Consider the following 12,858-nt stretch of genomic DNA (forward strand, 5'->3'; position numbering starts at 1 on the left):
TGGAAAGCAAAAACTGCGATCAAATTTTTGTTTGCTCCTACTAAACGCTTTAATGCATGTTCGCTTTTATTGAGTGGCTCATACAGTAGTACTATCCGCAGTAAATAAACCCGACAAAAATGGAAATCCTTTTTGGAGCAGTAACATTAAAATTATGTAGCAGCTTTCTCAAAAAGATTGAAATGATGGCGGGACTACAGCATCCATGAAACACCGAACGTTCGCTTCCTGACCAAAAAAATATTTTTGTTTGAACACATCGGGAAGTTATCTGATCCACCAAACTGCTTATCACCTATCGCTAACCTCCGCTTACTTACTGAATCTTCTATTCAACAACTCGTAAAACTGATCAACGGTAGCCTGTTTACTCGCCCAGTTATTTTTGGCCGCATAATTATGTTGCAGATAACTATCTGCGGCTTCGAAACTGCTCATTTTGTTGATGATATCAATGACTTCCGAATAGGCTAAATTATAACCATTAAAAAGATCTTTAATAAAAAGCAACTTCTCGTTTAAACTAATGGCTTGTTTCAAATCCGCAATCGGTGCTTTCACAGGTTCATTGTTTTTTGCGTTTGTTTTGGCAAGCAAATCGTTTAAACTTGGTGCTGGCTTAATCACTCCAGGTTGCGGAATAGGTTTTACAGGAACAGCTTCAGGTATGAATATGGGGCGCTCCTCTTCCACCGGAGGCGAAATAATGGGATCATCCAGTTTAACATCCTTTAGTGCGTCAATAGGCTGATTAGTAGCAAAAGTTAAGGGTTCTTCCTCCTTAGCTGCTATTACAGGTTCTTCAACTTTGGTCAAAACAGGCTCTTCCTTAGCAGGTACTTCAGGTGCTTCTTCATGTGGGATCAAAAAAGGCTCAGGACCAATTTCATCTTCTTCAGTTTGCAATGGCTCCTCTTGAACCCCTAAGGTAGCTTCCTTATCATGAATAATCTTTTTACGTGCCAAAATTTCTGCTTCTTCCTTGCTTAGTGGGCGATCAAAAATTTCGTCAACAGATCCATGCGCAACCGGATTTGCCTCATAATCAAACTGATCATTTTTATGATGTGTATTCAGCACAAATTCGAAAGTATGGTCATCCTGGTCAGGCTTAAAGAAATCCTTATTCAAAAGTGAGGCAGCCTTTTCCTCTTCAATCATTTCATCATCAAGCACTTCTTGTTCTGGCTTTACATCTACACGTTCTTCCTCTTCCTGAGCAGTTACCACTTCTTCCAGCTCCTGGGGATCGAAGCAATCATCATCTTCTGCATAACTTTTTTCAGCTTCTGGCAAGATAATGGTATTCTGTTCGGCCAGTAAAGTATGGTTTCCAGCTTCAGCTGGTTTATGTTCTACTACAGCATTTAATTTTTTGACGATATTAACATGATCAGAAAGGAAATGGGCATTGGCCAGAAAAAGCTCCAGTTCCAAATCGTTTAATTGTTGAGGGTTTTGAGCCAAAAACTGGTATTGCTCATTCAACTCTGTTAAAATATTGCCGATCTTTCTGAAAATATCTTGTTGGTTCATCATAAAATTAAAACGAATTTTTAGTCGATTTATGTTGGTAACTATGTGTTCAAAAATAAGATATAATTTTCATATTTATTTTATACCTGGTATCCTTAAGTGGGATGTTTCAGCACCTTTAATAAACATCTTTTTTGCTAAAATAGGTCATTATATATCACAAACCCAACAATATCTTTATTGTTTGCCAATGATTAACCATAATGATAAATAATTATATTTGGCTTATGGGTATAACTTATTTTAATAACTGTCGCTATCTTCTACGCATTGGGTAGGCATGGAAGAGATACCTGGTTTGGTTTTGGCGGCTCCATACTATTGGGGATACTTACTACACCCCTTATTTCATTTATCATAATTTCCTTTTTCTTTAAAAAGCATTATTAAAAATTTAATCCAACTTCACCCAAAAGAATTTCAGATCTTTATTGCGGAAACAATTAAAATTTTAACCAATCATGTTGGTAACTAAGTAGCCAAAAATCATGCATAATTCTCATATTTGTTCGGTTTAAAATTATAGATCGGACTAAGGGAAATAAAAAGCAGCATGTTATTTAGCGAACAAAATTTTAGGAGAAGGGGCGAATTTTCAGGAAGTGTAGAAGTAGTATGTGGCTCTATGTTTTCTGGTAAAACGGAAGAACTGATCAGGAGGCTAAAGCGGGCACAGATTGCTAAACTCAATGTCGAAATTTTTAAACCCCGTACCGATACCCGCTATCATGAAACAGCTGTGGTTTCGCACGATTTAAATTCGATCAACTCTACACCTGTAGATAGTGCCTCTGCTATTCTACTATTGGGCACCAATACCCAGGTGGTGGGTATAGATGAAGCACAGTTTTTTGATGATGAATTGCCTGAGGTGTGCAACAAACTGGCCCTTAAAGGCATACGTGTTATCGTTGCTGGCTTAGATATGGATTTTACAGGCAAGCCTTTTGGTCCTATGCCAGCTTTAATGGCCATTGCCGAACATGTAACCAAAGTAAACGCGGTTTGTGTTTGCTGTGGTAACCCTGCACTATATAGTTACCGCACAGTTGCTGATGAAGCTACAGTTTTATTGGGCGAAAAGGAAAGTTACGAGCCACGCTGCAGGGCCTGTTATAATCTGGACAAAGGTTAGCCATAATTGATTAATCTGTATCTTTAAGCCAGTTAATTACCGATATGGATAAACAAGCTCAACTGAAAGCATTTAGAAATGGTATTGCCCAATTTGTAACGTTTAACGATACAGAATGGGAAGTTTTTACTCAGTACCTTAGTTTTTCCAGCTTAAGCAAAAAAGAACATTTTGCAGTTGAAGGAAAAGTATGCGACTACATGTGCTTTATTACCCGTGGCGCCGTTCGTTACTACCATATTAAAGATGGGCAGGAAATAACCGGATATTTTAGCTTTGAAAATGAGTGGATGAGTGCTTATAAAAGTTTCCTGAAACGCACGCACAATACCAACTATATTCAGGCACTTGAAGAAACAGCATTGGTCATGATCTCCTATCAAAATCTTCAGCAAATGTTAAATCACCCGCTATTGGCTTTAAAAATGGAGCGTTTTGGTCGTTTAATTGCTGAATATTACATCTGCTGTTACGAAGACCGCGTAACCGCCTTTATTACGCAAACACCTGAAGAGCGTTACATTATACTCGAAAAAACGGCGAAAGACATCTTCCAGCGCATCCCACAGCATTTTATTGCCAACTTTTTAGGCATCACGCCTGTCTCACTTTCCCGTATCCGTAAAAGAACACTTTTGCAATAAAAGCGTGTACAACTTTTTAGCAAATGAGCTATAGAAGTTCTCATTGCTGAATAATCCAAAATCCTTATCTTTTGTTAACGTTTTCATCGTTCCATGTCGCATAACTTTGAACCAATCAAAAAGCAAAGATATGCATACGATACTTGGCGCCGGCGGACCAATAGCAAACGCACTTACTAAAGAATTAATCCATGCTAACGAAACCATTAGATTAGTTAGCCGAAAACCAGTAGCCACAAACAACCCAAAAGTAAGCTGGGTTAAGGCTGATTTATTAAATGAAACTGAACTTCTCGCAGCAGCCGAAGGTTCGAAGGTAATCTACCTCTGTGCTGGTCTGGTTTACGACATTAAAATATGGCAACAACAATGGCCGGTTATTATTAAAAATGTAATTAACTTAACTAAACACACCGGAGCAAGGTTAATTTTTTTTGATAATGTTTATATGTATGGCCTGGTAAATGGCCCTATGACAGAAGATACGCCTTACCGTCCAAGCAGTTTAAAAGGAGAAGTGAGGGCAAAGTTAGCTGAACAATTAATGAGCGCAGCTAGAATGGGAGAAATAAACGTCACCATTGCCCGTGCTGCAGATTTTTATGGAGCAGATTCCATGAACAGCTTTTTCGATATGATGGTACTTGATAAGTTTGCCAAAAAAGAAAAAGCGCAATGGATCGGAAACCCAGATACCCTACACAGTTTTACCTATATTGAAGATGCAGCAAAAGCTTTATTCCTGTTGGGACAAACTCCCGATTCGGGCAATCAGATCTGGCACCTGCCCACTGCCGCTCCTATGAAAGGAAAAGCTTTTATAGAAATGGCTGCCAAGATTTATGAAACCAAACCTCAATACCTAAGGATTAATAAACTGATGCTACGCCTGGTCGGTTTATTTAAAAGCGTAGTTGCCGGTACCGTAGAAATGTACTACCAGTATAAACATGACTATCATTTTGATTCGAGCAGATTTGAAAAGGCGTTCAACTTTAAGCCTACTCCTTATTATGATGGAATTTTAAAACTATCAAAAACGATGTATAAGAAACAGAATTAATGCAAGTAGGTGCTAATTATAACGCTAACTGCCTATCTTTAGCGCAAATGATTCAAGATATTATAAAGGGTAGCAATATTAAAACCGTATCGATTTTGGGCTGCGGTTGGTTTGGCTTGGCTTTAGCCAAAAAACTGATCGGATTAAATTATACGGTTAAAGGTTCTACCACCAGTCAGGATAAACTACCTATCCTTCAAGCGGAGCAGATAAAACCCTTTATCGTTAATTTTACGGCAGAATCGGTTGTTGCCAATGCTACTTTTTTTGAAGCTGATGTGCTGTTTATCTGTATTCCGCCTAAGCGCAACTCTGCTGAACTACTTGACTATCCAAATAAGATCAATTCTATTCTGGCCGCAGCTGAAAAAAAATCAAAACATGTGGTATTGATCAGTTCAACGAGTGTTTATGCTGATGACAATAAAATAGTAAATGAAAACAGCGAAACCATTCCGGATACGGATTCAGGAAAGGTTGTTTTAGCTGCCGAAATGTTATTTAAAGAACAATTTCCGGAAAATCACACGATCATCCGCTTTGCGGGTTTGATTGGCCCAGACCGTAACCCAGGTAGATTTTTTGCCGGAAAAACCAACGTTCCGAATGGTTTGGCTCCGGTAAACCTCATTCATCAGGCAGATGCTGCAGGCATTGCGGTAAAACTTTTGGAAAAACAGGCATTCGGACAAACATACAATGCCTGCTCTCCAAACCATCCTGCAAAAATGGATTTCTATGTGGAGGCGGCCAAAACATCGGGCTTAGCTATCCCTGAATTTATTTCCGAAAAGAAAAACTGGAAGATTGTAGAGAGTTTGAATGTGCCTGAATTTTTGGGGTATGAATTTGAAATTTGGATTTGAAAATACGTTTATACGTCATTGCGAGGAGGAACGACGAAGCAATCTGTCCTGCTAGCGATCTATGCTCTGTAAAGATTGCTTCGTCGGCCGAAATGGCCTTCTCGCAATGACGAATCCCATGATTAACTCAACAGGCCCAAAAGCTCTTTCTTAGTTAAATTTTTAAAGAAACTACCCTCCGTTTGGATCAGATTCTTAACCAAATCCTTTTTAGTCGCCTGAAGTTTCATAATCTTTTCTTCAATAGTATCAGGACAGATTAAACGGACGGCCATAACATTTTTATGCTGGCCTATCCGGTATGCTCTATCGATAGCTTGGTTTTCTACTGCAGGGTTCCACCATGGGTCAACCAGATAAACATAATCGGCTTCAGTTAGATTTAGCCCGGTACCACCGGCTTTTAAACTGATCAGAAAAACCGGAATGTCTTCATTCTCCTGAAAAGAGCTAACTGCTTCAGCTCTTTTTCGCGTTTGTCCGGTAAGGTATTCATACCTGATTCCTTTATCTTCCAATTGCTTTTTAATCAGATCGAGCATGGTTACAAACTGAGAAAAAACAAGAATTTTATGTCTTCCGGCCTTACTTTCGATCTGCTCCATCAGCACATCAATTTTTGAGGAAGCCTGCACATAAGATTTTCCATCGGCCAGTAAAGCTGCCGAATTGCAGATCTGCCTTAAGGTGGTGATGCTTTTCAATACATGCATCGAACTTTTAGGCAGTTCATCTTCCTGTTTACCCAAAATGTAATCCTGGATTTCCTTTTTATTGGCTTCATATACTTCGCGCTGCTCTTCACCCATTTCGCAATACAGCACAATTTCAGTTTTATCCGGAAGCTCTTTCGCAACCTGTTCTTTCGTTCTGCGTAGAATAAACGGCCTTATTTTTTTCTGGAGTTCCTCTGCTCTTTTACTATCTTTAAACTGATCGATCGGGGTAGAATATAAATCGGCAAACTGTTGTTTACTTCCAAACAAACCCGGGCAGGCAAATGACAATTGCCCGTATAAATCAAAGGTATTATTCTCGATCGGCGTTCCCGTCATTACCACTTTATTACGGGATTGCAACATCCTAACCGCTTTATAACGCTGCGAATCCGGGTTCTTAATCAGTTGCGATTCATCCAAAAAGATATAATTAAAGCGATAATCCTTTAGGAAACGGATATCAGAAAGCAAAGTTCCGTATGAGGTTAAAATAATTTCATAATCATCAAAAGTCTCCGTGGTTTTCGTCCTTTCGCCAGCATAAATGATTTTCACTTTTATTGATGGTGCAAACTTCTTTACTTCTGCTTTCCAATTAAATATCAGAGAGGCGGGTACGACCACCAGATTGGTATTGTGTTTAACTTTTTCACGCTGTGATAAAATGAAAGCCAAAACCTGAATGGTTTTACCCAATCCCATATCATCGGCCAAACAGGCACCAAAGTTAAAGTCATCTAAAAAGTTGAGCCAGTTTAAACCATCTTTCTGGTAATGACGTAAGCTTGCGGTTAAACCTTTTGGCACCTCAACCTCCTGGATGGAATTGCTTCCTTCAAATTTCTGCTTATACAGTATTAATTCATTTTTAACTTCCCCATCCAACAGGGCATCCTCGTAAAGCTCATTTATTGAAGCAAACTTAATTTTTGGTGTGAGAATGGCATCTTCCGTTACTTCACCAGCGCTGAAATAAGCTGCAAATTTCTCTATCCATTCATGTGGCAGTATGCCTTGGGTTCCGTCATCAAGTGTTACAAACTTACTTTTGTTTCTGATCGATTTATGGAGGTATTTAAGTGCCACCTGTTTTTTGCCAAACTTCACTTTTACTTTGGTTTCGAACCAATCTGTTCCGCTTAACACCTCAATATTAATTTTAGCCTTAAATTCACTCAGTTTATTGTTTTTGAGTTGATTGAACCCTAAAATATGAATACCTTTATTCCTCCATTCTTCAAAAGCGTTAAGGAACCAGGTTTCTTCCATAAAACGTTTGCGGTGCAGATAAAAAGAATCATTGGTTTCCTGCTCGTAGAAATATGGATGCTGCTTCAAAACGTTCCCAATAAACTGCAGCTCGGCCGCTTCATCACGTTGCAAGGTAAAGAGATTGCCTAATTTATCCTGTGCCTGAATCTGCTTTTTAGAGAGTACTGGAATTTCCAGGTTTCCATAACGCATTACCGGTGTAAGGAGAATATAATCTTCAGATTCTGAAAGGTAAATCAATTGTTCGTTTTCGAGATCAAAACCTTTTTCTTCAATCTGATTTTTGGTGGCGGGCTTTAAATAAGAATAATCCACGCGGATACTTCCTTCTAAAGGCACCAGAATAATTTTTTGAAACTCCAGATATTTTGTTTTGTGCAGGATAAGCCTGTTACTCTGTTTTTTGAAAAAACCGATTACCCGCAAAAAATCTAGTCTGCCAATTAAATAAAGTTGATGGTGTAGTTTTACAAAATACTGATGAACCAATACCAGGCTATCCAACTCGTAAGATTTTCCCTCAATAATTAACCTGCCCGTAATTTCGTAATAATCATCACGTTGGTTCACCGAAAGATGTAAATCCACTTCTAGCAAATATGCCTCAACTGCGCTGATGGTATTGGCCTGAATCGTCCCGGACTGCTTACCATTCTGTAGATAAAAAGGAATCTTTAGTGGATTTTTAACAATCGATTTCAAAGCTTCAATTTCTACCTCGCTTTGTTCTTGATTATAATGCTGCTGAAAAGTGGTTATGCCACTATAAAACTTTAACTGGTCAAGATCGCTGGTTTTGAACAGCAAATCGGCCGGATTAATTCCTTTAAGAGGATTTTTGACCTTACCACTTTTGGTGGTGTTGGCTTCAAATAATTCTACAATTAAATTATTATAATAGCGATGCTGACCAAAAACCAGAATCATTTTGTCGGAATCGCTTTTGATTGGGACTTTTGCCTTGTATTTACTTGCAGGCAATAAAAGTTCCTGTAGATTTTGCTGAACTTCTTTGTTGAAAGGCTGAAGTGAGTCCATTTTGGGCCTGATGGCAACCTGACAGTTTTCATAACGGAGATTGAACAGGAGATCAAGATTCGCTTCTTTTTCTAGTCCGTAATCGATTGCAATTTTGGCAAGCTTTTGTTGCCGCAGGTTACTGTCGAAAAAAATGAGCAGCTCCTGCCTTTGAAGGATGTTATACAAAACCCTCGCCTGGTGCTCACAGAGCTTATGCTTAGGTGTAGTACATCTGCAGGAGAGTTTTACAGTATTTTCATTTTGCTGAACCTGGACAATCGGAAAAGGTTGTCCAGAAGCCTCATCACTAAAGGCGGCAAAATCAATCTCAATCTGTTCCGGATGAACCTGATAAAATCCTTTAACATCGGTATGGACTATTCCACTTAAATGTTTAAGGATCACAATCTGGCTCAGATCTTTCAGATTGAAATCCTTTAAAATATAGTCATAAGGATTTTGTTCTGCTACCGGATGTGCTGTTACCTGTTCACTCATTTAAAACCAAAAGCTAAGGTGATAAAAGTAATCATTAACAAGCTTTAGCTAAAATCACTTTTTAGCTTTTTATTCACAATCAAAGATTTAATATTGTTGAAGTTAAGTATTGGCACCGTCACCTTGATCCGATTACTAATGATGTAGCAATGCGGAATGGGCATCTATAAAACATATTTAACAGATTCCTGATTATGCTCGAAATGGTCGATTGGTATTCGCTACAACGATTTGCGTAGGTTCAGATAGAAAGGAACCTCTACTTTTTCAGTCTTACCGCTTAATACAAACTCAGCAGCCTGAACACCGAGCTCGCTAAAATCGGTCGAAATGGTGGTAATACCATCCAGTATGATCTTCTTTAAAGGTGTTTCATTATAGGAAATTACCCCAACATCTTTCCCGATTCTGAGTTTCTGTGCAATTAAGCGTTCAATCAGTGTCACCAGATCATCTTCCATTAGGTTAATGTATACATCACCTGGACTAATTTCCTCGTCTTTGATGTTATGAATTACCTTATGATCAAAAGCATACTGCTGGCAAAACCGGTAAAAACCGGTGAGTATTTCGTGCGGGAAATAACTGTTTTTTGGAAAAATAATTTTCAAGGTTCGGTAATGCGAAAGGCGGTCTAAAGCCTGTTCTAAAGCGGCATAAATATCCAGAGCGAAATTTTCATAGGCCGCAGCATAATCGCCCGTTATACCAGGTAGCAGTTTATCAAGGATAATGAGTTTTTCTTTTGGTATGGTATTGATAATTTCATGCGCATTTTCTCCGCCTTCCAAAAAATGCGGAATGATTACGAAGTGTGAATAATCATCACGTTTGGCCACGATCATTTTTTTAAACAGCGCAAAATCATTGTTGTAGATATAAAAATCAACGGCAGCACGCTCACCCAGGGTTTTGGTAAAAGAATCGTAAATAATCTTTTTGTGTGTGCTGAGTTTATTAAAAAGCAGACAAACCTTTAATTTACGGGAAAAATCGGTATTGACAATAAAATAACCCTTGCCAGGTACAGAATCTACTACGCCAAGTTTCTTCAGGTTACGGTAGCCTTTTTCAGCAGTATCTCTTGATATTTCCAGGCTAAAACTCAATTCATTTATAGAGGGCAACAAACTATTTTTAAGCAATTTACCACTTTCAATGGCCGCAAAAATGGCATTGGTTAATTGCTTATATTTTGGGGTAGACGAATATTCGTCAACATTAAGGTATGGGATTAAATCTTCTGGCTTCAAAATGGCGGTATGGATATTGCAAATTCTAAGATAAGTAAATTCCTAAACATGTGTCGTACGCTGTATCGCCGAATAATATTTTAACTGGATCATATCCGTTGGAGCAGGATTTTTGTTCCATGCATCATTTATTGCTAAAGCTGTACCTATTGCCGTAGCTTGAGAAACGGAAGAGGCATAAACCTCAATTTCGGGGATAGCGATAGCCAGAAGATGCATATATATGGCATTTTTACCGAAGCCGCCATCGACAAAAACTCTTTTCACACCAGCATTTAAAACAAGTTTTAACGAATAAACCTGCTGTTTGATGAGGTCGAAAATCAGTTGGTGATAGGCTTCCTCTGCAGTTTGGAAGAGGCTGAGATCACGAGCCGGAAACGCGGAATTTGCCGAAAACCCTTGCTGTTCGACTGAGTTTTCAGCAATTTTATTGGCCAGTCTCAAAATAACGGCAGGATTAAACTTCAAATGTTTGAACAAGTAAGCCGCACGATCGAAATGCCCTGCAATGCGCTTAAGCTGAACCTCATGCTCGTAACCAGCAAAAATTCGCGAGGCCTTAATTGCCTTACCTTTAAAGTGCATGTAACACAGGCAATCCTGTTTAAGCTCTTCGGCAGTTAAAGGTTCCTGGTTAAAAGGGTTTAAACTGATGCACCAGGTACCGGTTGAGATAAGTACAAATGGCGCGTTAAAATTGGCCAGATAAGGGATCAATGCTGCAGAACTGTCGTGCAGGCCTACTCCAACCTCAATACTTTTTCCTTCAAAATCAGTTTTCAGGCTCGAATCGGCAGGCGCAAAGGTCCCGAACTTACTATCAATCTCTTCCGCAGAAATCCACTCGTGGTATCGGTTTTTATTGAAATCCCAAAGCTGGGTATGGCAACCAATGCTGGTAATATCGGCTACAGCCTTGCCTGTAATCAAATAACTTAAATACTGAGGCAGGTGTAAAGCCCACTTCACTCTGTTAAATATTTCGGGCTTTTCATTTTTCAATCGGTACAATTGCATACCGGAATTTAAGCTACCTAAAACTGGCGAAGCGGTTTCCAACGAAACCTTCTCTTCACCTCCATATTTCACATAGAAAGAATCTTTAAGTGCTTCGGGGTACGATTTTAAGTAGTTATAAAGTGGGGTCAACGGTTCACCATTTTCATCAAGATACACAAAACTGGCCCCATAGGTAGAAAAATTAACAGCCCTAACATCAAACTCTTTTAACTGTAAAACCTGATGCAAGGAATCATAAACAGAAGAACGCAGGCTCTCGAGATTCTCGCATGGTTCTCCATCTTCATCAACAGTTTCTACAAAACGTGCAGAACGCTCGTAAACGATCTGGTAATTTTCATCGATCAGAAAGAGTTTTTTATTCGTTTTCCCAACGTCAAATATCGCAATAACAGATTTAGGCATTTCTATCTCTTTTTATAAACCGGTAGCAGTAGTTTTACCACGGTGATTCACCAAAGTATTGCGTACATTCAAGTAACGGTATAAATCGATTGGCGATAAAGCTGCACCTGCTCTTAACCTGGCTTCGGCCACTAATGCCCTTAAATCGCTACGGAAAGTATTTTGCAAAATTTCCTGTGCTTTGGCTACATCGTTATTTTGCTGTGCTTCGCTTAATGCTTTTCTATCAACCAATAGCGCTTGTGCATAGGCAATCATAATGGCTTCAACTGATTGCAATAAATCTTCTAATGGATCTTTCACATTGTGTGAAGCATCGATCATCCATCCCAGATCTCTTGCATGGTTCATGCCTTTTGCATCCATACCTTCTACCAGTTCGTTAAAAATCAAGAACAACTGGTAAGGTTTAATGCTCCCGGCAGTCAGGTCATCATCACCATATTTAGAATCGTTGAAATGGAAACCACCTAATTTTCCTTCCATCAACAATAAAGCAACAATCTGCTCAATGTTGGCATTAGGCAAATGGTGACCCAAATCAACCAGTGTGTAAGCTTTTTTACCCAGCTTGCTGGCATATAATAACGATTGACCCCAATCACCAACTGTTGTTGAATAAAAGTTAGGCTCAAAAGCCTTGTACTCTACAAACATTTTCCAATCCTCAGGCAAAGCTGAATAAATTTCTTGCAGGCTCTCTAATGTATTCTCAAAAGCCCTGCGAAAATTAAGCTGACCAGGGAAACAAGATCCATCTGCAAGCCATACGGTTAATGCTTCAGAACCCAGCGCAATACCGTGCTTAATTACTTCAATATTGTGTTCAATGGCCTGCTTACGGACATCTTTATTTACATTTTGCAGTGAACCAAATTTGTAACTATGTGCTGAACCGGGCTGATCTTGAAAGGTATTCGAATTCATGGCATCGAACTTAAGGCCATAACCCGAAGCCAGTTGCCTTAATTGTTCTGCATTTTGGGGAATATCCCAAGGAATATGAAGTGAAATAGCGCCACTTGAACCATTTAGCGCATGTAGCAGCCCCACATCTTCAATTTTTTCTTCGATATTACGCGGCTCACCACCGGCAATGGCAAAACGGCCGAAGCGTGTTCCGCCTGTACCTAATGCCCAGCTTGGAATGGCAATCTGAAAATCGACCAGTTTTTGGATTACGCTTTCGAGATCAGCATGCTCCCATTCTTCTTTTAAAAAAGCAAATTTGCGTTGATGCGCCGTTAAAAGAGAATCGTTATGTTTTTCTATTTGGTTCTGCTCAATATTCATGAGGGTATCTGGTTTTATCAGGTTAATTATTTGGGACGATGCAATCGCCATTCTCGCTCATCCCCGTTTTTACAAAGGGATTACTTCTTTTTCGATCGGGTGAGACACCAACCGATAGTCTCTACCGACGT

General features: G+C 39.2%; 9 protein-coding genes. 4 read left to right on the top strand and 5 right to left on the bottom strand.

Annotated elements, in window-relative coordinates:
• Window positions 1-312: 312 nt before the first annotated feature.
• Complete coding sequence (locus tag ACIQXP_RS03215; protein ID WP_293741766.1) at window positions 313-1,539, bottom strand: hypothetical protein; 1,227 nt, start codon at window positions 1,537-1,539, stop codon at window positions 313-315.
• Between the two features lie 550 nt (window positions 1,540-2,089).
• On the opposite strand from ACIQXP_RS03215, the gene ACIQXP_RS03220 reads away from it, so the two are divergent.
• The 4 genes from ACIQXP_RS03220 (at window position 2,090) to ACIQXP_RS03235 (ending at window position 5,244) form a co-directional block, all read left to right on the top strand.
• Window positions 2,090-2,671 (top strand): thymidine kinase, encoded by a 582-nt coding sequence (locus tag ACIQXP_RS03220; RefSeq protein WP_293741767.1) that lies wholly within the window; start codon window positions 2,090-2,092, stop codon window positions 2,669-2,671.
• A gap of 44 nt (window positions 2,672-2,715) precedes the next feature.
• Window positions 2,716-3,315 (top strand): Crp/Fnr family transcriptional regulator, encoded by a 600-nt coding sequence (locus ACIQXP_RS03225; protein ID WP_293741768.1) that lies wholly within the window; start codon window positions 2,716-2,718, stop codon window positions 3,313-3,315.
• A 130-nt stretch (window positions 3,316-3,445) separates the two neighbouring features.
• On the top strand, window positions 3,446-4,378 hold the full coding sequence (locus ACIQXP_RS03230; protein WP_387504066.1) for an NAD-dependent epimerase/dehydratase family protein: 933 nt from the start codon (window positions 3,446-3,448) through the stop codon (window positions 4,376-4,378).
• Window positions 4,379-4,425: 47 nt separating this feature from the next.
• Complete coding sequence (locus tag ACIQXP_RS03235; protein WP_387504065.1) at window positions 4,426-5,244, top strand: NAD(P)-binding domain-containing protein; 819 nt, start codon at window positions 4,426-4,428, stop codon at window positions 5,242-5,244.
• 122 nt (window positions 5,245-5,366) lie between these two features.
• Here the strand turns inward: ACIQXP_RS03235 and ACIQXP_RS03240 are convergent, their stop codons facing one another.
• From ACIQXP_RS03240 to ACIQXP_RS03255, 4 genes are all read right to left on the bottom strand, one after another.
• A complete protein-coding gene (locus tag ACIQXP_RS03240) occupies window positions 5,367-8,753 on the bottom strand; it encodes a DEAD/DEAH box helicase (RefSeq protein WP_387504064.1) in 3,387 nt (1,128 codons plus the stop codon).
• Between the two features lie 221 nt (window positions 8,754-8,974).
• Entirely contained in the window at window positions 8,975-10,006 is a 1,032-nt protein-coding gene (locus ACIQXP_RS03245) for a GntR family transcriptional regulator (RefSeq protein WP_387504063.1), read from the bottom strand.
• 42 nt (window positions 10,007-10,048) lie between these two features.
• Window positions 10,049-11,434, bottom strand: coding sequence for an FGGY-family carbohydrate kinase (locus ACIQXP_RS03250; RefSeq protein ID WP_293741773.1), 1,386 nt, complete (start codon window positions 11,432-11,434; stop codon window positions 10,049-10,051).
• Between the two features lie 12 nt (window positions 11,435-11,446).
• A complete protein-coding gene (locus ACIQXP_RS03255) occupies window positions 11,447-12,727 on the bottom strand; it encodes a sugar isomerase (protein ID WP_293741774.1) in 1,281 nt (426 codons plus the stop codon).
• Between the last annotated feature and the right edge of the window lie 131 nt (window positions 12,728-12,858).

Source organism: Pedobacter suwonensis, from assembly GCF_044762335.1.
Classification (GTDB): domain Bacteria; phylum Bacteroidota; class Bacteroidia; order Sphingobacteriales; family Sphingobacteriaceae; genus Pedobacter.